This is a genomic window from Methylobacterium soli, assembly GCF_008806385.1.
GTDB lineage: Bacteria > Pseudomonadota > Alphaproteobacteria > Rhizobiales > Beijerinckiaceae > Methylobacterium > Methylobacterium soli.
Genome location: NZ_VZZK01000009.1, coordinates 1 through 20,549, shown reverse-complemented (window position 1 = coordinate 20,549; position 20,549 = coordinate 1). Strand labels below are relative to the sequence as shown.

Below are 20,549 nucleotides of genomic sequence, written 5' to 3'. Positions count from 1 at the left end.
GCGAATGGCAAGCCTGCGCCATCGCGCGCGGGTTATCAAGGGCTCAGCGCAATGCCGTCACCGAGGGGCGACCCGACATGCATTACTCCCTCCTCAGCGTCCTCGGCCAAGCCCTGCGGGGCCAGCGCGACTGGAAGCCCCAGTGGCGCGACGCGGCGCCCCGCACGGAGTACGACGTCGTCATCGTGGGCGGCGGCGGCCACGGTCTCGCGACCGCCTATTACCTGGCCAAGGAGCACGGCATCACGAATGTCGCCGTGCTGGAGAAGAGCCACATCGGCTCGGGCAATGTCGGGCGCAACACCACGATCGTGCGCTCGAATTACGGGCTGCCCGGCAACATCCCGTTCTACGAGCAGTCGATGAAGCTCTGGGAGGGCCTCGAGCAGGACATCAACTACAACGCCATGGTGAGCCAGCGCGGCGTGCTGAACCTCTACCATTCGGACGCCCAGCGCGACGCCTACGCGCGCCGGGGCAACGCCATGCGGATGGCCGGGATCGACGCCGAGCTCCTCGATCGCGAGGGCGTGCGGGCGATGGTGCCGTTCATCGATTTCGAGAATGCACGCTTCCCCATCAAGGGCGGCCTGCTGCAGCGGCGCGGCGGCACCGTGCGGCACGACGCGGTGGCCTGGGGCTATGCCCGCGCCGCCGACCAGCGCGGCGTCGACATCGTGCAGAATTGCGCCGTCACGGGGATCCGGCGCGAGAACGGCCGCGTCACCGGCCTCGAGACCAGCCGCGGCGTCATCCGGGCCAAGAAGGTCGCGCTGTCGGTGGCCGGCTCCAGTTCCCTGCTCGCCGCCATGGTCGACCTGCGGCTGCCGATCGAGAGCCACGTGCTGCAGGCCTTCGTCAGCGAGGGCGTGAAACCCCTGATCGACTGCGTGATGACCTTCGGGGCGGGCCATTTCTACGTCAGCCAGTCGGACAAGGGCGGCCTCGTCTTCGGGGGCGACATCGACGGCTACAATTCCTACGCGCAGCGCGGCAACCTCGCGACCATCGAGGATGTGATGGAGGGCGGCATGGCCCTCTGGCCCGGCCTTGGGCGCCTGCGCCTGCTGCGCCACTGGGGCGGCATCATGGACATGTCCATGGACGGCTCGCCGATCATCGACCGCACCGGCATCGACGGCCTCTACCTCAACGCGGGCTGGTGCTACGGCGGCTTCAAGGCGACGCCGGCGGCGGGCTTCTGCTTCGCCCACCTGATCGCCCGCGACGCCCCCCATCCGGACGCCGCGGCCTTCCGCCTCGACCGCTTCGCCACCGGCCATCTCATCGACGAGAAGGGCATGGGCGCCCAGCCGAACCTGCACTGAGGGTCACCATCATGCGCATTCGATGCCCCTATTGCGGCGAGCGGGACAACGGCGAGTTCAGCTATCTCGGCGACGCGGCGCCGACGCGGCCGGACGGCATGGGAGCGGAGGCCGCCGCCATGCACGATTACGTCTACCTGCGGGAGAACCGGGCCGGCGCGCACCGGGAGCTCTGGTATCACGGCTCGGGCTGCCGCGCCTGGCTCGTCGTCACCCGCGACACCCGCACCCACGCGATCGACGACGTCTCGCCCGCCCGCGACGTCGCGCGCACCCGCCGCACGGGAGAGGCCGCATGAGCACCATCACCTTGCGGCGCGCGGAGGCGGATAGCCCGCCCGTCCCGACCGGCCGGCCCCAGGCCTTCCGGACCGCGACGGGCGGGCTGATCGACCGGCGCCGACCCCTGGATTTCAGCTTCGACGGAACCCGCTACGCGGGATTCGAGGGCGACACCCTGGCCTCGGCCCTGCTCGCCAACGGCGTGCGCCTCGTCGGACGCTCGTTCAAGTATCACCGGCCGCGCGGCATCCTCTCGGCGGGCTCCGAGGAGCCGAACGCCCTCGTCGAGCTGCGCGCGGGCGCGCGCCGGGAGCCGAACACCCGTGCCACCGTCGCCGAGCTCTACGAGGGGCTGGAGGCGCGGAGCCAGAACCGCTGGCCGTCGCTGCGATACGACGCGCTCGCCGTCAACGCGCTCGCGGCGCCGATCTTCGCGGCCGGGTTCTACTACAAGACCTTCATGTGGCCGGCCGCCTTCTGGGAGAAGCTCTACGAGCCCATGATCCGCCGGGCCGCCGGCCTCGGCCGGGCGGCGGATGCCCCCGACCCCGACACCTACGACAGGGCGCACGCCTTCTGCGACGTGCTCGTCATCGGCGGAGGGCCGGCCGGCCTCTCGGCGGCGCTCGCCGCCGGGCGCTCCGGCGCCCGGGTGATCCTGGTGGATGAGGATCATCGGCTGGGCGGGCGCCTGCTCGCCGAGCGGCGGGAGATCGGCTCCCGATCCGGCGCGGATTGGGCGCGGGAGACCGTCGCCGAATTGGCGAGCCTGCCGGAGGTGACGATCCTCAGCCGCACCACCCTGTTCGGCGTCTACGACCACGGCGCCTACGGGGCGGTCGAGCGCGTCAGCGACCATCTGGCCGTGCCGGCGGCGCACGCACCGCGCCAGAGATTGTGGCGCATCACGGCCAGGCGCGCGGTGCTGGCGGCCGGGGCCATCGAGCGCCCGCACGTCTTCGGCGGCAACGACCGGCCGGGCGTGATGCTGGCCGGCGCGGTCCGGACCTACCTGAACCGCTTCGGCGTGCTGCCGGGCCAACGCGTGGCGATCTTCACCTCGGGCGACGACGGCTGGCGGACCGCGTCGGACGTCGCGGCCGCGGGCGGGCAGGTCGTCGCGGTGATCGACGCGCGCGCCTGCGTGCCGCCGGGCCTGCGCCGGGCGGCCGAGGCCCTCGGCGCGCGGGTCATCGCCGGTGGCTACGTCTCGGGCACGAAGGGACATCTCGCGCTCAAGGCCATCGAGGTCGTCGACACTTATGGGAGCTCCGAGACCATCGCGTGCGATTGCCTCGCGATGGCCAATGGCTGGAATCCGATCGTTCACCTCGATTCGCACCTGTCGCGCCGGCCGGTCTGGGACGCGGCGATCCACGCCTTCGTGCCGGGCGCGCTGCCCTCAGGGATGGTCGCGGTCGGCGCCGCGGGCGGGCGGCTGACGCTTGCCGCCTGCCTGGAGACCGGAAGCCGGGCCGGCGCCGAGATGGCGGCCGCGTGCGGCTTCACGGCGGCGCCGCGCGACGCGCCCGGGACCGATCCCGAGAGTACCGAGCACACGCCGCTCTGGCGCGTCGCCCGGTCCAGGGGCAAGGCGTTCGTCGATTTCCAGAACGACGTCGCGGCCTCGGACGTGGAGCTGGCCCATCGCGAGGGCTTCCGGGCGGTCGAGCACCTGAAGCGCTACACCACCCTCGGGATGGCGACCGACCAGGGCAAGACCTCGAACCTCGCGGGGCTCGGCATCATGGCCGAGCTGACGGGCCAGGCGCTGCCGAGCGTCGGCACGACGGTCTTCCGTCCCCCCTTCACGCCCGTCGCGATCGGCGCCTTCGCGGGCCACCATCGCGGCAAGGATTTCCGGGCGACCCGGCAGGTACCCTCGCGGGCCTGGTGCGCGGAGCAGGGCGCGGTCTTCGTCGAGACCGGCCTGTGGCTGCGGCCGGCCTATTTCCCGAAGGCCGGCGAGGCCGACTGGCTCGAGAGCGTCAACCGCGAGGTGAACACCGTCCGCAGCCATGTCGGCGTCTGCGACGTCACCACGCTCGGCAAGATCGACATCCAGGGCCGGGACGCGCTGGCCTTCATCGAGCGGGTCTGCGCCAACCCCTTCGGGACGCTGCCCGTCGGCAAGGCCCGCTATGCCGTGCTCCTGCGCGAGGACGGCTTCGTCATGGATGACGGCACCGTGGCGCGGATGGGCGAGACCCACTTCGTCATGACGGCCTCGACGGCGAACGCCGCCAAGGTCATGCAGCATCTCGAGTTCTGCCATCAATGGCTCTGGCCGGATCTCGACGTGCAGATGGTCTCGGTCAGCGAGCAATGGGCGCAATACGCCGTGGCGGGCCCGCGCGCCCGCGACACGCTGCGGAGCATCGTCGACGAAGGCTTCGACATCGGAAACGAGGCCTTCCCGTTCCTGGCCTGCGCCGAGGTCACGGTCGGCGGCGGGATCCCGGCGCGGCTGTTCCGCATCTCGTTCTCCGGCGAACTGGCCTACGAGCTCGCGGTGCCGGCGGCCTATGGCGACGCCGCCTGGCGGGCGATCATGCAGGCGGGATCGACCCACGGCATCACGGCCTACGGCTCCGAGGCGCTCTCGGTGATGCGCATCGAGAAGGGGCACGCGGCCGGCGCCGAGATCAACGGGCAGACCACCGCGCGGGACCTCGGCCTCGGCGGCATGCTTGCCAAGAAGAAGGATTATGTCGGCCGCCTGATGAAGGAGCGGCCGGCGCTGACCGATCCGGACCGCCCGATCCTGGTGGGCTTTCGCCCTGTCGATCGCGGCGCGCGCCTGCGGGCGGGCGCCCATTTCCTCGCCGTCGGCGCCGCCCCGAGCCTCGCGGCCGACGAGGGCGTCATGACCTCCGTCGCCTATTCGCCGAGCCTCGGGCACTGGATCGGACTCGGATTGCTCCGGCGCGGCCCCGAGCGTCATGGCGAGCGCGTCCGCGCCTACGATCCGGTGCGCGGCGGCGACATCGAGGTCGAGATCTGTTCGCCCGTCTTCGTGGATCCGAAAGAGGAGAAGCTGCGTGTCTGACGCCGTGACGACGAGCGCATCGGCGCCCCGCAGCGCAGGGACACCCCGGAGCGCATGGGCCCCCCGGAGTGCCTGGGCCGGGTTCGCGCAGGCCGGCCGGCACGGCCGCCCGCAGGGCGAGGCGGGTGTGCACCTGACCCTGCGCGAAGGGGTGGGCCTCGCGACCGTGATCGCGGCCGACGGGCAGGAGGCCTCGCTCGGGCGCATCCTGACCGATCGGCTCGGCTGGTCGCTGCCCGAAATCGGCGCGGCCCATCTCGTGGGCGAGCAGGGGCTCATCTGGTCCGGGCCCGGCCAGTGGCTGGCGATCGCCGAGACCCGCGCCGGGCTGCACGGCCTCGCCCAGGCGCTGCACGGGGTCGCGGCCGTCACGGACCAGAGCGACGCGCGCGCGCTCGTGCGCGTCTCCGGCCCCGATGCCCGCCGGGCCCTGTCGAAGGGCGTGGCGATCGATCTGCATCCGCGCGCCTTTCGCGCCGGACAGGTCGCCATCACCGCGATCGCCCATGTCGGTGCCCAGATCTGGCAGCGGGATGAGGCGCCGAGCTACGACCTCGCCGTCGCGCGCAGTTTCGCGGGCAGCGTCTGGACTTGGCTCAGCCACGCTTGCGCGGAGTTCGGATGCGCGGTGAACCGCGAACCGGAGCGGTGATCCCGCCAGGACCGCCGGAGCGATCGGCCGGGCGATCCGCGCCGCTCCGCTCGGCTGCCGGGGTGCCGCGGCGGGTATCGATCCGGATCCGGTGGCGCGCACGGGGCAAGCTCCGGGTCCATCAATCCCGCGGGTAGACGATCACCGACAGGTAGGTCATCGGTGTCTTGAGGTGCTTGGCCGGCCCGTGCAGGGCCTGCGCGTCGAACATCAGCGCGTCGCCCGGCTTCAGGTGATAATCCTGATCGGCGTGCCGGTAGATCACCTCGCCGGTCAGCATGTAGATGAACTCGACGCCGGCATGGCGGAAGCCCATATAGGCCTCGGCATCGTCTTCCAGGGTGATCAGGTAGGGTTCCAACACGAGCTCGCCGCGCAGGCCCGCCCCGAGCAGCTCGTAGATGTGGCCGACCTTGGTGCCCCTCCGCTCGATCACCACGCCCCGGCCGCGCTTCACGAAGGAGCAGTCGCGCCTCTCCTCGAAGGCCGAGAACAGCGCCGTGATCGGCACGTTGAGCGCGTTCGCGATGGCGCTGATCGAGGAGAGCGAGGGCGAGATCTGCCCGTTCTCCATCTTCGAGACCATGCCGGGCGAGATGCCCGCCGCCGCGCCGAGATCGGCCACCGAGAGGTCGCGCTCGCGCCGGAGCAGGCGGATCTGATGGCCGAGCGCCCGTTCGAGGGTCCGTTTGTCGTCGACCGGCGCGTTCGAGGCGGTGTTCAGCATCCGGGTTCCGGCCTCACCCCGATCAGGCCGCGCCCGAGGCGCGACGCCCGGCCTCGCGGAGGGATTGGAAGCGAATGCGTCCGTAGAGGCTTCGGATCACGGCGCGGAATTGTTCAGGCGCGCGGCCGGGGCGGAGCCTGATTCTGTCACGGCCCGCAGGCGGGCCCTCCGATAGGCGTCGGGGATCGACAGCGCCCAGACGAACAGGCCGGCCGCGTGGCGCCCGACGACGTCGGCATCCGGGGCGGCGAATTTCGTGGTGAGCCAGGCGCCCACCAGGGTGAAGAACGCAAAGCCCAGTCCACGCTGCGTCTGGCCGACGAGCACGTGGCCCATGCCGGGCAGCAGGATTGCCGCCGCCAGGACGAGGTACGGGTTAGGCCGCGGCCCGGGCGCGGGCTTCGTCGGAAGTATTGGCCGTGGAATCATGCGTTTCGAAATCATGGACTGTGGAATCATGGGCTGTGCCTTCCCTGACGAGGCGGGCGAGGTCGGCGGCCTGGGCGAGCAGCGGCTGCAGGCGCTCCGGATCGACCTGCGTGATCGGAAACCGGGTCTCGCGCAGGAGCAGGTAGGCGCCGCGCTCCCCCTCGCAGAGCTGGCTCACGATCCGGACGCCCCGGGGCGTGAGCAGCACCTCCTTCACGCGCGGCTCGGCCAGGATGGTCGCGATCGGGGCGCCGGCGCGGAGAAGGAGTTCGCCGGCCCGGCGCGAGCCGCGCACCAGCGTCTCGCCCGGCCAGCCGGGCGGGACGGGATACCGCGCCGGCAGGTCGGCGGCCGGCGCGTAGAACTCCGCGCCGGCAACGCGCCGGAGGATGTCGAGCGTCCCGGCAAAGCCCGTCGCCCGATGCACGGAGACGCTGAGCCAGAGCTGCGGCAGCCGCCGGAACACCAGGGCCTCGGGGATGATCCGGATCTCGACCGGCACCCCCTGGAAGCGGCCCGCGAGCCGCCCGTAGCCCGTCCGGTCTCGGCCCTGGACCGGCTCCGCCAGGAGGCCCGCGCAGGGCCGGAGCATCCCGGCCCGCTCCGCCGCCGCCACCAGGCTGCGCCGGTGGAGCGCGTAGCCGGCCGCCCCGAGGATCGGAAGGGCGAGGAGGTCGATCATGTCGGCCTCAATAGCCCCTGGGCTTCGGCCAGTGCATCGTGAACTGGTCGCCGCGCCGGACATACTTGTAGCGATGCAGCACGAACCAGGCGGACGCGATGATGTAGAACGTCATCATCGCCACGAGCTGCGTCCCGTAGCCGAGGAACACCGCCAGGTAGGTCACGCTGCAGAGGAGCAGCAGCAGCAGGCACGGCAGCGGGTGAAGCGGATGGACATAGCCTCTCTGAATCGTGCCGAGGGGCCATTTCCGGCGAAACAGCACGATGGAGAGCGCCATCAGCGTGTAGCCGAGCAGCCCCGACAGGATCGAGAAGGTGATGGTCTGGTCGAGCGGCGTCGAGACCGCGAACATGATCGCGACCGGCACGAAGAACACGATCGCCCGGTAGGGGGTGTGGTAGACGGGGTGCACGGCGCCGAACCAGGCCGGCATGTACCGGTCGCGCCCCATGGCGAACCAGGCCCGCGAGGCGTCGTTGATGCAGCCATTGGCCGAGGCCACGGTGGCGAACAGGGTGCCGAGGAACAGGAAGACTTCGAGCCAGCGGTTCCCCGTCAGGCGGGCCGCGTCGTAGAGCGGCGTCACGGCCTGCCCGAGATATTCCCAGGGCATCAGCCCCGAGCAGACATACCAGGTGGCGGTCGCGGCGATCAGCAGGGTCATCATGCCCGTCATGGTGCCGAGCGGCAGGGCGCGGGCGGGCGAGCGCACCTCCTCGGCGGCCTGCGTGGTTCCCTCGATGCCGAGATAGAACCACAGGCCGAAATGCATGGCGGCGAGGATGCCGAGGCTCCCGTAGGGTAGGCCGACCAGGAGCGCATCGTGCTGCAGCACCGCGCCCGGCGCCCAGGGCTGCGTCGCCACGAAGAGCACCACGATGGCGGCGAAGGCCGCGGCCGTGATCAGGAGGTTCATCGTCAGCGATGCGAGCACGCCGCGATAGTTCAGGAAGGCGAGGGCCACGATGGTGAGCACCATGAAGGCGCGCTTGTCGACCGTTCCGGCGATGCCGAGATTCGTCAGGAAGGCCTCGATCAGGTCCCCCGTCACGATGGCGTTCGAGACCTCGAGCATGGTGTAGGCCATCACGAGGTAGAGGCCGACATTGAAGGCCGCGAGCGGCCCGATGATGTGCTTGGCCTGCGCGTATTGCCCGCCCGCGGCCGCGACCGTGGAGGTGATCTCGGAATCGATCATCGCCACGCAGGTATAGAGGATCCCGGCGAGCCAGCAGGCGGTCAGCGCCGCGACCGGCCCGCCCTTGCCCACGGCGAAGTTCCAGCCCATGAACTCGCCGACCAGCACGATCCCGACGCCGAGCGCCCAGACGTGACCCGGTCCGAGGACGCGCAGGAGCGCGATCTTCCTGGCGGGCGCCGCCGCCACCAGCGGGGCTTCCGACAGCGCGGCCTTGGGGACCTGACGCCCCGGCGGCGAAGCAACCTCGACGTTCTGCATCACGACCTCGCTGCCGTCTCGCCGACATCGGCGTCCACGATCTCCCCTTCCTCGGAGGAGAGAAGGTAGTCTTCTCCGAAGGCTCGATTGGTCCGCACCAGGTTGATGCCCATCCAGAGTGCGAGCGCGCCGGCCAAGGCCCAGGCGCTCCAGTTCATGATCGCCACCATGACGGATATCCTTGTCGGAAAGGGGCAGGTTGTCCGCGCACGCGGCAGCGGACGCCTCGGCTCAGCGGGCCTCGGGCGGTCGATCGTCGCCGAAGCGCTCGGCGATGACCTCGCGGTACTCGTGGTCGGAGTAGCGGAACAGGAAGACGAAGTAGCCGATGATGATCAGCGCCGTGAACGCCAGGGCCGTCCCGTTGAAGCTGTAGTCGAAGCGGGTGCCGACGATGCTTGCGGCCTTCTCGGGCGAGAAGCCGAGCTTCTCCCATTGGGCCGCCATGGTGGCGTTCTGGCCGAGGGTCTCCCAGGACGGGTTCGGGAAATCGGTGGTGGTCGTGCCGCCGCCCGCCAACTTGAACAGGAGCGGCAGATACAGGGTGATGAAGACGAGGATGAGCATCAGGAAGGCGTCGAATATCTGGCCGGCGACGGATTGCGTCGGCGGCTCGTAGGGGATTTTCTTCATCTGACTGCTCCCCTGCCCTGCCGCACCTCACGAATCTGATCGAGGTAGTAGATATCGGTGCCGTAGATGGCGCCCTTGTCTTCGCCGTAATGGCGGATCATCGCGACGGTCGATGCCGTGTTGAGGAACAGGACGACCGCGCCGAGGATCGCCATCGGGACGAGAAGATGGGCAGCCTCGAAGGTCTGCCACATGCTCCAGAACGTAAATGCATAGATCAGCCAGACGGCGAGAACCGCGAAAGCCGCGGCCGCGCAGTCTCGTCGGAACATCGACGAGATCCGGGGATCCTGGTGCAGCATGGCACGTCTCCTCCAAATTTTTCTTTATGGGAACCGCTTGTTCTTGTCTGGAAAGATCCTGCTGGAAATGCACTCCTGTCAATGCCTAAAATGATGGTGCGGCGCACAGAGGATGAGATTTCCTGCCGGTCGGGGCCAGCGGCGGCCCGCGCCACCGGATCGATCGCGGATGCGTGCCGGAGCGTACCTTCGGCCCGTATCGTCTTCACGGATCATCGGGTTGATGAAGACGAATCACCAGCTCTTCTTTGAGGAAACCTGAGAGGCGATTCGCGCCGCAAGGGTGACGACTTGAGAGGACTATCCGCCATTTCGCCTGTTTCTCACGTCTCTGCCCGATGCGAATCCGGAGCGGCCGCGCCAGCGCGGGATCGCTCGCCGGTTCGATGTTTCCCAAAGAGAAAATTTTGTGATCCCTGGTTGACGGTCCGGCCGGACTATGCGAGCCATAATCAGCGTCCTCGGTGAAACGGGAAACTTGCGATGTGCGGTATAGTCGGGTTGTATCTGAAGAATCCGAAGCTTGAGCCGCAGCTTGGTTCGCTTCTATCCAAGATGCTGGAGACCATGACGGATCGCGGTCCCGACAGCGCGGGCTTTGCCGTCTATGGCTCCGATGGCGCCGGCGTGAAGCTCACCCTGCGCGGCCCCGATCAGGCCGCGCTCGCCAAGGCAGTCTCCGGCCTGGAAGAGGCGCTCAAGCTTTCCTTCGAGACGGCCGAGCGCGACACCCACACGGTCATCGCCGTGCCGGCGGAAAGCGAGGATCAGGTGCGGAGCTGGCTGAAGGCCAACGCGCCCGGCATCGACATCGTCAGCGCCGGCCGCCGTATGGAGATCTACAAGGAAGTCGGCCTGCCCGCTCATGTCGCCGAGCGCTTCGACCTCGCCGGCATGACCGGGACGCACGGCATCGGCCACACCCGCATGGCGACCGAGAGCGCCGTCACCACGAACGGCGCCCACCCGTTCTCGACCGGCATCGACGAGTGCCTCGTCCATAACGGTTCGCTCTCGAACCACAACGACCTGCGCCGGCGCCTCGAGCGCGAGGGCCTCAGCTTCGCGACCCGCAACGACACCGAGGTCGCCGCCGGCTACCTGAGCTGGCGCATGCGCGAGGGCGCCTCCCTCAAGGAGGCTCTGGAATCGAGCTTGCGGGACTTCGACGGCTTCTTCACCTTCGTGGTCGGCACCGAGACGGGCTTCGCGGTGGTTCGCGACCCCATCGCCTGCAAGCCCGCCGTCATGGCCGAGACCGACGATTACGTCGCCTTCGGCTCCGAGTACCGGGCCCTCGTCGGCCTCCCGGGCATCGACAAGGCGCGGGTGTTCGAGCCCGAGCCGGCCCGCGTCTACGCCTGGGAGCGTCACTGATGCCGACGTTTGACCTGAACCACGCGCCCCTGCGCACGCTGAACCGGACCCTGCACGCCCTGCGTCCCGACACCAACGAGACCCGCTGGACGGTGCTCAACCCGGATGGCCGCCACGCGGTCGCGGCGGGGCTGACGCTGCCGATCAGCGTCGAGATCGAGGGGAATGTCGGCTATTACTGCGCCGGCATGAACCAGGCCGCCCAGGTGATCGTCAACGGCAATGCCGGGACGGGGGTCGCCGAGAACATGATGTCGGGCTTCGTCCACGTGCGGGGGGATGCCAGCCAGTCGGCGGGCGCCACCGCCCATGGGGGCCTGCTCGTCATCGACGGCAACGCCTCGGCGCGCTGCGGCATCTCGATGAAGGGCGTCGATATCGTGGTGAAGGGCTCGGTCGGCCACATGTCGGCCTTCATGGCCCAGGCCGGCACCCTGACGGTCCTGGGCGAGGCGGGCGAGGCGCTCGGCGATTCCCTCTACGAGGCCCGGTTGTTCGTCCGCGGCGCGGTCAGGAGCCTCGGCGCCGATTGCATCGAGAAGGAGATGCGCGACGAGCACCGCGAGCTGCTCTACGCCAAGCTGAAGGCCGCGGGGCTCGCGGGAGAGATCGATCCCTCCGAGTTCAGGCGCTACGGCTCGGCGCGAACGCTCTACCATTTCCACGTCGACAACGCCGGAGCCTACTGATGGCCGAGCATTCCAAGGATCCGCGCGACCTGCCGCGCACGAAGCCGCGCTTCTCGGCGACCTACACCCCCGACGTGATGTCCGAGATCCGCCGGGCCGCGGCGACCGGCATCTACGACATCCGGGGCGCCGGCGCGAAGCGCAAGCTGCCCCATTTCGACGACCTCCTGTTCCTCGGAGCCTCGATCAGCCGCTATCCCCTCGAGGGCTACCGCGAGCGCTGCGACACGCAGGTGGTGCTGGGCAACCGCTTCGCCTCGAAGCCGATCACCCTGAAGACGCCGGTGACGATCGCCGGCATGAGCTTCGGCTCGCTCTCGGCCAACGCCAAGGAGGCGCTCGGGCGCGGCGCGACCATCGCGGGCACCTCCACGACGACAGGCGACGGCGGCATGACGCCGGAGGAGCGGGGCCATTCGCAGACCCTCGTCTACCAGTACCTGCCCTCCCGCTACGGCATGAACCCGGACGACCTGCGCCGGGCCGACGCCATCGAGGTGGTGATCGGCCAGGGGGCCAAGCCCGGCGGCGGCGGCATGCTGCTCGGCCAGAAGATCACCGAGCGCGTCGCCGGCATGCGCTGCCTGCCGCCCGGCATCGACCAGCGCTCCGCCTGCCGCCACCCGGACTGGACCGGGCCGGACGACCTCGAGATCAAGATCGAGGAATTGCGCGAGATCACCGATGGCGAGAAGCCGATCTACGTGAAGGTCGGGGCGTCCCGGCCCTATTACGACACCGCACTCGCCGCGAAGGCGGGGGCGGACGTCGTGGTCCTCGACGGCATGCAGGGCGGCACGGCCGCGACCCAGGACGTCTTCATCGAGCATGTGGGCATCCCGACGCTCGCGGCGATCCGGCCCGCCGTGCAGGCGCTCCGGGATCTCGGGCTCCACCGCAAGGTCCAGCTCGTGGTCTCGGGCGGCATCCGCTCGGGCGCGGACGTCGCCAAGGTGCTGGCGCTCGGGGCGGATGCGGTGGCGATCGGCACCGCGGCCCTGATCGCGCTCGGCGACAACGATCCGCGCTGGGAGGCGGAGTACGAGGCGCTGGGCACCACGGCCGGTGCCTACGACGACTGGCACGAGGGCAAGGATCCCGCCGGCATCACGACGCAGGATCCGGAATTGTCGAAGCGCCTCGATCCAGTCCTGGCGGGGCGGCGGCTCGCCAACTACCTCGCGGTGATGACGCTGGAGGCGCAGACCATCGCCCGCGCCTGCGGCAAGAGCCACCTGCACAACCTCGAACCCGAGGATCTGGTGGCGCTGACGATCGAGGCCGCCGCCATGGCGGGCGTGCCGCTTGCCGGCACCGACTGGGTGCCGGGCAAGACGGGTCTCTAGAACACGGCAAAAAGGCCGCCCTACGCCAGGGCGGCCTTTTCTCATGATGCATCCTTCATCCGTTTCCCGCCTAGGGAGGGCTTAGCGATGACGCTTGATCTCGAGACCGCCGCGAAGGAACGCGGCATCAAGTACTTCCTGGTGTCCTACACGGACCTGTTCGGAACGCAGCGCGCCAAGCTGGTGCCGGCCGCGGCCATCAAGAGCACCTGCAAGAACGGGGCGGGGTTCGCGGGCTTCGCGACCTGGCTCGACATGAGCCCGGCCGATGCCGACCTCCTGGCGGTGCCCGATCCCGACGGCCTGATCCAGCTGCCCTGGAAGCCCGAGGTGGGCTGGCTGCCCGCCGATCTCGTCATGAACGGCGTGCCGGTCGAGCAGGGTCCGCGCAACATCCTCAAGCGCCTGATCAAGGACGCGGCCCGCGACGGGCTGCAGATGAAGACCGGCGTCGAGTGCGAGTTCTTCCTGATCACGCCCTGCGGCTCGGAGCCGGCCGACATGGCCGACAAGCAGATCAAGCCCTGCTACGACCAATCGGCCCTGATGCGGCGCTACGACGTCATCACGGAGATCTGCGACGCCATGCTGGGCCTCGGCTGGCGGCCCTACCAGAACGACCACGAGGACGCCAACGGCCAGTTCGAGATGAACTGGGATTACGACGACGCCCTGGTCACCGCGGACCGGCACGCCTTCTTCAAGTACATGACCCGCTCGATCGCCGAGAAGCACGGCCTGCGGGCGACCTTCATGCCCAAACCCTTCATGGACCTGACGGGCTCGGGCTGCCACGCCCATGTCTCGCTCTGGCGCGACGAGCGCAACATCTTCTCGGACAAGTCCGATGAGATCGGCCTGTCGCAGGAGGGCTACCACTTCATCGGCGGCCTGATCCACTCGGCCGACGCGCTCGCCGCCATCACCAACCCTTGCGTCAATTCCTACAAGCGGATCAACGCGCCGCGCACCACCTCGGGCGCGACCTGGGCGCCCAACACCGTGACCTATACGGGCAACAACCGCACCCACATGATCCGCATCCCCGATGGCGGGCGCTTCGAGTTCCGCCTCGCGGACGGGGCGGCCAATCCCTACCTGCTGCAGGCGGGCATCCTGGCGGCCGGGCTGGATGGGATGCGCAACCGGCGCGATCCGGGCCAGCGCCTGGACATCAACATGTACACGGACGGGCACACGGTCGAGGGCGTGAAGCGGCTGCCGCTGAACATGCTCGACGCGATGCGGGCGCTCGAGCGCTGCGACGTGCTCAACGAGGCTCTGGGCGCCTTCGTGCCGAGCTACCTCAAGCTGAAGAACGAGGAGTGGAACGCCTATTGCGGCCACCTCACGCAATGGGAGCGCGACACCACCCTCGATTGCTGAACCGGGCAGCGGCCGGCGCGCGACGGTGAGGCTCGTCGCCCTGCGGGCGCGCACTTCAGGGACGTCCTCACCGAGGGCGGCCCCGGAGGCGAGGCTTGCGGCGGGCGGCATTCGGCGCCGAGCCGGCACGCCTCAACGCGGCTCACCGCGATCCTCCCGCCGGGCTCGCAGCGCCGTCACCGCTTCGTTCGCCCCCTGCAGGAAGCCCTCGGCATAAAGCTCGGCGGCCTCGCTGGATCCGCGCCTGTCGAAGGTCGCGACGGAGCGGGCCAGGGCCTTGACGAGCATCTCGCCGAAGACCACGGCGGCCCGCCCTTCCTGCAGGATCTCGGCCTGCCCGCTGGCTCCGATCTCCGCGACGCAGGCTCGGCCATCGGCCGCCCCGCGCACACGATCATCCTGAAATTCGGCCATCCTGGCGCTCCTCGATCCGCAATTCGTCCGTCACCGCCGCGATGACGCGCTCCGGCGCGGCGATCCTCCGCAACCCTCCATCGGCGGGAGAACGGCGCCGACTGGCTCAGTCCACGCCCGGGCCCCGCCGATGAGCCTTCGGGCGATCGAGGCGAGCTTCGCGCGTCGGCATGCTCCCGGCTGTCGCCAGGAGGCGTCGAACCGGCCAACGCGCCGATTGCCGCATCGGTTTCGCGGGGCGCCTCGACGGCCGGGATAGCCGATACCTCAGCGCCGACACGGACGCGGATTAGGACACGGCGCCTGAGCGTCTAACCAACATCCCTTCTCGGGGATTGGGAGACAAACTTCAGCCCGCCCGGCCCCCATCGCCGGTGCGGGTTTTTTCGTCGCCGCGCTCGGCCACCTCTGCGTGCTCTCCTTGGTCGCATGCTCTTGCGGACGCCGACCGCCACCCAAAGATTCCCGTATTCTGCACGCGAGCTCACGCTCGGCGCCGGACTTGCGGCGTTCTTTGACACGAGACAACCATGACCCGACTGCTTCTCGCCGGCGCCGCCCTCCTCGCCGCCGCCCCCGCCTTCGCGCAGGCCTATCGGCCCTTCGATCCCGCGGCGCGATCGGGCGTGGTGATCCAACGCCAGTCGAACACCACGGGCAATAGCGGAGACCTGATCATCTCGCGCGGGGCCACGGGTGCGGATACGATCACGACCAACTCGGCCGCAGGGGGAAATTCGAGCTTTCCCGAGCGGGCCGTGCCGAATGGCAGCGCGAATGGCGGCGGCGGCGGCGGCACGCGCTGACACACGGGATCCGCCCCGGCGGCCTCACGGTCGGGGGGCACTCGCTCCGGGCGCTCGACCGGGGCAGGCGGCGCAAGGTCGCCGGTCCTGAATGGGATGCGGACGCGGACCGTCGTGACCGTACGGAGAGCCACGATCGAGCCGCGGCTCGGGATCGGCACGAGACCGCTCGGAGGCGTGGATCGCTGGGCGGCGATGGGAAAACTATCATCCTAACCCGTGAGCGCCCGCGACGCCGATCGAAGCATCGGCTGTCGGCGCGCGGTGGCCCGCGGCCGACCACCAGGGGATCGACCTCAATGAGCCGGGAGGCCGGCGCGCAGGAATCGACGATCCCATCGGCGTCAAGCCAACGGACAACACTCCTATAACCGCACCGCCCCGCGGCAAACGCAGCGTACAGCACTGTACTAACGGGAGTATCTGGCAACACTCCGCAGGAAATACGCGCACTTAACGCCACGAAGATCTGACGTTAGCGTCTCTACCATTGTCCGAGAGCGGCTTTCGGCGGAGGCATCATGGTTCAGGTCATTCGTGGAAGCGACGATCCCGAGCTTTTCAACCTCGATCCGCAGGATGAGGAGCGACTGATCTACGGCAATGGCGGCGACGACGTCTTCAACGTCTTCGGGGACGACGATGAACTAAGCATCGTGAACGTGGTGGCGGGAGACGGAAACGATGCCCTGAACGTCACCTATGGCACCGGTTTTTTCCTCGGTGGCGACGGAAACGATACGCTTGACTTGCGCAATGCCAATTACGTGTTCGACGGCGGCGCCGGCAACGATACCCTCAACATCGATGCCCCGATCGAGAGCTTCGCCATCCTCTCGGCCGGCAGCGCCGCGACGCTCTCCAGAGGCGGCGGTTTCGCCGATGATGATGATGATGATGACGACGACGATGACGATGACGACGATGCGCCCGCGGAGATCGCGGCGGCCGAGAGCGATGCGGACGACGACGAGGATGATGACGATGCGGAGGATGTCGGCACCATCTTCGCCGAGGTCCGTTCGGTCGATACCTACGTCTTCGGCGATCTCGTCATCCGGCAGAACGACGGCAACGCGCTGATCGACGACCTGTTCTACCTGAGCCGGAACCTCGATGTGGCTGATGCTGGGATCGATCCCGAGGCGCATTTTGCGCTGAGCGGCCGCTTCGAGGGCCGTGATCCGAACGCCTTCTTCGACGTGCAGGGCTATCTCGAAGCCTATGCCGACGTCCGCGCGGCGGGCGTCGACCCCCTCGCCCATTACCTGGCCAACGGCGCGAGCGAAGGCCGGAACCCGTCCGCGCGCTTCGACACCAGGGCCTATCTCGCCGACAATCCGGATGTCGCGGCGGCGGGCATCAACCCGCTCCAGCATTACCTGCAATCGGGTGCTGCCGAGGGCCGGGCGATCGTCGGCGACGACGCCTTCCTGGTCTGACGGGGCGGCCGGGAGCGCAGCCCGGTCGGCCCATCAGTCATGGATCATGGGTGAGCCCGTCCCGCTCGATCCCGCGCGTCGCCATCCCGCGCGTCGCCATGTCGGGCGTCGCCATGCCGGGCGCCTCCTGAAGGTCCGCGGCCGTTTTGGGAGGCTGAGCCGAGATGCGGGCATCGGTCAGGGGCCGGTCGCCGTCGCCGGAACGATCGGGGGCTTCACCCGGTGCACCGCCGGGAGACGTTTCCGGCGCGGGCTTTCCGCCTGAGGTCGGAGAGCTATGTCACCCCGCAGGAGCGCCACAGGAGCGTCGCGGACGGATTCCGTCGCCGGAACGTCATGATTATTCCTGCGCGACGACCGCAACGACGAGGCCCGGCGGCCCCCGCGAACGAGACGGTCCTTCCCCGCCGGACCAACGGGGACCGGATCGCATGCGCTGGCGCCCGGCAGACTCACCAGCAGAACAAGGGCTGACCATGGCGAGCACGCGAAAAGTCATCATCACCTGTGCGGTCACGGGCGCGATCCACACGCCGAGCATGTCGCCCCACCTGCCCGTCACGCCGGAGGCGATCGCGGATGCGGCCATCGGCGCGGCGGAGGCGGGCGCCGCCATCGTTCACCTGCACGCGCGCGACCCGGAGACGGGGCAGCCGGACCAGTCGCCCGAGGCCTTCGCCAAGTTCCTGCCCATCATCAAGCAGCGCACGAATTGCGTGGTGAACCTCACCACCGGGGGCGCGCCGACCATGTCGATCGAGGAGCGCGTGCGTCCGGCCGCGACCTTCGCGCCGGAGGTGGCCTCGCTCAATCTCGGCTCGATGAATTTCGGCCTGTTCGGCATGCTCGACCGCTTCACGGATCTGAAGCACGAATGGGAGCGGACCTACCTCGCCAACAAGGACATCATCTTCCGCAACTCATTCGGCCAGATCGAGCACATCCTCACGACCTGCGCTCCCAACGGCACGCGCTTCGAGTTCGAATGTTACGACACGGCCCATCTCTACAATCTGAAATACTTTCTCGACCGCGGCCTGGTTCAGGCGCCGCTGTTCATCCAGACCGTGTTCGGCCTGCAGGGCGGCATCGGGGCCCATCCCGACGACGTGATGCACATGAAGCGCACCGCCGACCGCCTGTTCGGCGACCAGTATCACTGGTCGGTGCTCGGCGCGGGCCGAAATCAGATGAACATTGCCGCGATGGCGGCCGCGATGGGCGGCAACGTCCGGGTCGGGCTGGAGGACAGCCTCTGGATCGGCCCCGGGCAGCTCGCGCGGAGCAATGCCGACCAGGTCCGGCGCGTGCGCCAGATCATCGAGGGCCTCGGCCTCGAGATCGCGACGCCGGACGACGCGCGCGCGATGCTCGCCCTGAAGGGGGGCGACAAGGTCGGGTTCTGAGAGCCGCTCCCCATCGCTTCGCATTCGGGAACAGCTCTCAGCCTTTGATGTGATGCGCGCGCTTATGCCGAACCGGTCTCACGTCGGCGTAAGCGCTCTAATAATGATAGACGTCGAGAATGTCGGGGTTGACGCGCGCGCCGCTGAACGAGCCGTCCCGCATCGCGATCGCGTCCGGATAGATCTGCCCCCGCGTGCCGTAGCCGCGCCGGGCGGCCTGGCACCAGCCCTCGGCGGGCTCGGGCATCGTCAGCCGCGCGCGGCCGATCTCCGCGCGGATGTGGGATCTCAGCGGCGTTTCGTCCCGCGCCCAGCGCTCGGGCAGGCCGCGATACGCCGTCCTGAAGGCGTCCCAGGGCGCGCGCGCGTTCCGACCCGGCTTGACCAGCCCGCACCGCTCCAGGGTGATCACGTAGGCGACCACCCGGTCGATCAGCACGGGCGTGGGATCGGGCGTCGATCGCGGGTCGAACTCGGCCGACCGGGCCGTGGCCGGGATCGCGACGAGAAGAATGACGAGAAGGTATCGGATCATGAGGCCGGTCCTTCGAGGCGATGGTGGGGGGGTGCCGGATCGTTAGGGCTCGGGCAGCGACCAATGGGCCTCCACATGGGCCGCGAGGCCGAGGGCATGATCCCGCACCAGGATCGCGGCGCGCTCCGCATCGCGGGCCTGCAGAGCCGCCACGATGGCGGCGTGCTCGGACATGGAGCGCCCGGCCCGGCTCCCCTGATGGATCGACACGGTGCGGATCGCCCGCACGTGCAGGAACAGGTTGGCGGTCATCTCGACCATGAGGGTGCAGCCGCCGAGACGGACGATCGCCTGATGGAAGGCGATGTTGGCCTGCGCGTAATCGTTCAGGCGATCGGGGAGGCTCGCGGGGGTGAAATCCTGGAACATCCCGCTGAGCGCGGCGAGGTCCGTCGCGTCGGCCCGGTTCGCGGCGAGATGCGCCGCCGTGCCCTCGAGCGCCGCCCAGACCGTGATCATCTCGATCAGCTCGCGCTTGGTCTTGCGCGCCACGAAGACCCCGCGCCGCGGCACCGAGCAGACGAGGCCCTCCTGCTCGAGCAGGGTCAGGGCTTCCCGGATCGGCGTCCGGCTGACGCCGAGATCCCGCGCGATCTGGTTCTCCTCCAGCCGGATTCGGGGCGAGCCGTCATAGAGATCCATCGCCAGGATCGAGCGCTTGATCATGGCATAGGCTTGGTTGCGCAAGGTCGCGGCCTGCCCGATCGGTGCGATGCTCAAGGTCGACCCGCGCGTCTGCAGCACGATGGAACTCCGGTGAGATGGGGCCGGCCGGGGACGGGGCGCCGGCACGGGACCCCCGTGCGGGCTTCCCGTGCAGTCTTGCCGATCGGTCTTGCCGATCGGTCGCGCCGGGCAGGGACCGGCGTCCTGGGCGTTGGGATGGCTCGCCCCGTGTTGGGGCGAGCCTTTGTGGGTCAGGCGTGGGCGAGGGCGGGGTTGGGCAGGCGCGCGTCGTTCTCGGCGTGGTGACGCTTGAGCATGGGCCGGAGGACGGCGATGGCCAGGGCGGCGGCGATCAGGTCCATGATGGCGACCGTGTAGAGCACCGTCGCCCAGGTGCCGGTGGCCTGCATGATCAGGTTGCCGACCGGCACGAACAGGGCGGCAAAGCCCTTGGCGCAGTAGAGCACGCCGTAGATCTTGCCGATGTGCTTCGAGCCGAAGGTGTCGGCGGCGGTGGCGCTGAACAGCGAGTAGACCTCGCCCCAGGCCAGGAACACCACGCCCGACAGGATCACGAAGGCCCAGGGGTTCGAGCCGAAATACCCCAGCGCCACGATGCCGATGCCTTCCATCGCGAAGGCGATGAACATCGTCTTCTCCCGCCCGATCCGGTCGGAGACGAAGCCGAAGAGCGGGCGCGAGATGCCGTTCATGATCCGGTCGAGCATCAGCGCGAAGGGCAGCGCCGCCATGGCGAAGAAGTACAGGTTGACCTGGAAGTTCTTGACCCCGAGATCCTGCGCGATGACGCCGAGTTGGGCCACCGCCATCAGGCCGCCCGTCACCGTGCAGGTGAACATCAGCAGCATGACCCAGAACACGGGCGTGCGCAGGGCCTCGCCGAGCGTGTAGTCGCGCCGGCTCTGGAGCACGGTC

Annotated in this window: 22 protein-coding genes; 11 read left to right on the top strand and 11 right to left on the bottom strand. The window is 69.0% G+C overall.

Features of this window, described 5'->3' with window-relative positions:
- Window positions 1-77 precede the first annotated feature (77 nt).
- The 4 genes from F6X53_RS10525 to F6X53_RS10510 are packed head-to-tail and all read left to right on the top strand — an operon-like array spanning window position 78 to window position 5,311.
- Window positions 78-1,328, top strand: coding sequence for a sarcosine oxidase subunit beta family protein (locus F6X53_RS10525; protein WP_150999985.1), 1,251 nt, complete (start codon window positions 78-80; stop codon window positions 1,326-1,328).
- An 11-nt stretch (window positions 1,329-1,339) separates the two neighbouring features.
- The gene (locus F6X53_RS10520; RefSeq protein WP_150999984.1) at window positions 1,340-1,627 is read left to right on the top strand and encodes a sarcosine oxidase subunit delta; all 288 of its coding nucleotides are present in this window, start codon (window positions 1,340-1,342) and stop codon (window positions 1,625-1,627) included.
- Window positions 1,624-4,659, top strand: a complete 3,036-nt coding sequence (locus F6X53_RS10515; protein WP_150999983.1) for a sarcosine oxidase subunit alpha family protein — start codon at window positions 1,624-1,626, stop codon at window positions 4,657-4,659. The genes F6X53_RS10520 and F6X53_RS10515 overlap by 4 nt, the downstream gene beginning before the upstream one ends.
- On the top strand, window positions 4,652-5,311 hold the full coding sequence (locus F6X53_RS10510) for a sarcosine oxidase subunit gamma (RefSeq protein ID WP_238296234.1): 660 nt from the start codon (window positions 4,652-4,654) through the stop codon (window positions 5,309-5,311). The genes F6X53_RS10515 and F6X53_RS10510 overlap by 8 nt, the downstream gene beginning before the upstream one ends.
- 121 nt (window positions 5,312-5,432) lie before the next feature.
- On the opposite strand, the gene F6X53_RS10505 is transcribed toward F6X53_RS10510, so the two are convergent.
- The 7 genes from F6X53_RS10505 to F6X53_RS10480 all read right to left on the bottom strand — a co-directional run bounded on the left by F6X53_RS10505 (window position 5,433) and on the right by F6X53_RS10480 (window position 9,546).
- Window positions 5,433-6,038, bottom strand: a complete 606-nt coding sequence (locus F6X53_RS10505; protein WP_150999981.1) for a helix-turn-helix domain-containing protein — start codon at window positions 6,036-6,038, stop codon at window positions 5,433-5,435.
- A gap of 96 nt (window positions 6,039-6,134) precedes the next feature.
- The gene (locus tag F6X53_RS10500) at window positions 6,135-6,467 is read right to left on the bottom strand and encodes a hypothetical protein (RefSeq protein WP_150999980.1); all 333 of its coding nucleotides are present in this window, start codon (window positions 6,465-6,467) and stop codon (window positions 6,135-6,137) included.
- On the bottom strand, window positions 6,415-7,149 hold the full coding sequence (locus F6X53_RS10495; RefSeq protein ID WP_150999979.1) for a hypothetical protein: 735 nt from the start codon (window positions 7,147-7,149) through the stop codon (window positions 6,415-6,417). Before F6X53_RS10495 ends, F6X53_RS10500 begins: the two co-directional genes overlap by 53 nt.
- A gap of 7 nt (window positions 7,150-7,156) precedes the next feature.
- Window positions 7,157-8,611 carry an APC family permease gene (locus F6X53_RS10490; RefSeq protein ID WP_244965553.1) on the bottom strand — a complete coding sequence of 485 codons (1,455 nt, stop codon included), beginning with the start codon at window positions 8,609-8,611 and terminating at the stop codon, window positions 7,157-7,159.
- Window positions 8,611-8,781 carry a hypothetical protein gene (locus tag F6X53_RS32320; protein ID WP_191970786.1) on the bottom strand — a complete coding sequence of 57 codons (171 nt, stop codon included), beginning with the start codon at window positions 8,779-8,781 and terminating at the stop codon, window positions 8,611-8,613. Before F6X53_RS32320 ends, F6X53_RS10490 begins: the two co-directional genes overlap by 1 nt.
- Window positions 8,782-8,842: 61 nt before the next feature.
- The gene (locus F6X53_RS10485) at window positions 8,843-9,244 is read right to left on the bottom strand and encodes a hypothetical protein (RefSeq protein ID WP_150999978.1); all 402 of its coding nucleotides are present in this window, start codon (window positions 9,242-9,244) and stop codon (window positions 8,843-8,845) included.
- The gene (locus F6X53_RS10480; RefSeq protein WP_150999977.1) at window positions 9,241-9,546 is read right to left on the bottom strand and encodes a hypothetical protein; all 306 of its coding nucleotides are present in this window, start codon (window positions 9,544-9,546) and stop codon (window positions 9,241-9,243) included. Before F6X53_RS10480 ends, F6X53_RS10485 begins: the two co-directional genes overlap by 4 nt.
- 483 nt (window positions 9,547-10,029) lie before the next feature.
- Here F6X53_RS10480 and F6X53_RS10475 point away from each other — a divergent pair, with 483 nt between their 5' ends.
- From F6X53_RS10475 to glnT, 4 genes are all read left to right on the top strand, one after another.
- On the top strand, window positions 10,030-10,923 hold the full coding sequence (locus F6X53_RS10475) for a class II glutamine amidotransferase (protein WP_150999976.1): 894 nt from the start codon (window positions 10,030-10,032) through the stop codon (window positions 10,921-10,923).
- Window positions 10,923-11,612 (top strand): protein glxC, encoded by a 690-nt coding sequence (locus F6X53_RS10470; RefSeq protein ID WP_150999975.1) that lies wholly within the window; start codon window positions 10,923-10,925, stop codon window positions 11,610-11,612. The genes F6X53_RS10475 and F6X53_RS10470 overlap by 1 nt, the downstream gene beginning before the upstream one ends.
- Window positions 11,612-12,958 carry an FMN-binding glutamate synthase family protein gene (locus tag F6X53_RS10465; RefSeq protein ID WP_150999974.1) on the top strand — a complete coding sequence of 449 codons (1,347 nt, stop codon included), beginning with the start codon at window positions 11,612-11,614 and terminating at the stop codon, window positions 12,956-12,958. Before F6X53_RS10470 ends, F6X53_RS10465 begins: the two co-directional genes overlap by 1 nt.
- A gap of 87 nt (window positions 12,959-13,045) precedes the next feature.
- On the top strand, window positions 13,046-14,344 hold the full coding sequence (gene glnT / locus F6X53_RS10460) for a type III glutamate--ammonia ligase (RefSeq protein ID WP_150999973.1): 1,299 nt from the start codon (window positions 13,046-13,048) through the stop codon (window positions 14,342-14,344).
- 132 nt (window positions 14,345-14,476) lie between these two features.
- On the opposite strand, the gene F6X53_RS10455 is transcribed toward glnT, so the two are convergent.
- Window positions 14,477-14,758, bottom strand: a complete 282-nt coding sequence (locus F6X53_RS10455) for a hypothetical protein (protein WP_150999972.1) — start codon at window positions 14,756-14,758, stop codon at window positions 14,477-14,479.
- Window positions 14,759-15,288: 530 nt separating this feature from the next.
- Here F6X53_RS10455 and F6X53_RS10450 point away from each other — a divergent pair.
- From F6X53_RS10450 to kce, 3 genes are all read left to right on the top strand, one after another.
- On the top strand, window positions 15,289-15,564 hold the full coding sequence (locus F6X53_RS10450; RefSeq protein WP_150999971.1) for a hypothetical protein: 276 nt from the start codon (window positions 15,289-15,291) through the stop codon (window positions 15,562-15,564).
- Window positions 15,565-16,085: 521 nt separating this feature from the next.
- Window positions 16,086-17,006: a hypothetical protein gene (locus F6X53_RS33650; RefSeq protein ID WP_191970785.1), complete on the top strand. Its 921-nt coding sequence runs from the start codon at window positions 16,086-16,088 to the stop codon at window positions 17,004-17,006.
- A 476-nt stretch (window positions 17,007-17,482) separates the two neighbouring features.
- Complete coding sequence (kce, locus tag F6X53_RS10435) at window positions 17,483-18,412, top strand: 3,5-dioxohexanoate:acetyl-CoA acetone transferase (RefSeq protein ID WP_150999968.1); 930 nt, start codon at window positions 17,483-17,485, stop codon at window positions 18,410-18,412.
- 97 nt (window positions 18,413-18,509) lie between these two features.
- Here the strand turns inward: kce and F6X53_RS10430 are convergent, their stop codons facing one another.
- The 3 genes from F6X53_RS10430 to F6X53_RS10420 all read right to left on the bottom strand — a co-directional run.
- Window positions 18,510-18,947, bottom strand: coding sequence for a hypothetical protein (locus F6X53_RS10430; RefSeq protein ID WP_150999967.1), 438 nt, complete (start codon window positions 18,945-18,947; stop codon window positions 18,510-18,512).
- A gap of 42 nt (window positions 18,948-18,989) precedes the next feature.
- Window positions 18,990-19,691: a GntR family transcriptional regulator gene (locus F6X53_RS10425; protein WP_150999966.1), complete on the bottom strand. Its 702-nt coding sequence runs from the start codon at window positions 19,689-19,691 to the stop codon at window positions 18,990-18,992.
- A 173-nt stretch (window positions 19,692-19,864) separates the two neighbouring features.
- Window positions 19,865-20,549 (bottom strand): MFS transporter (locus F6X53_RS10420; RefSeq protein ID WP_150999965.1); only part of this gene is annotated, 685 nt, incomplete at its 5' end.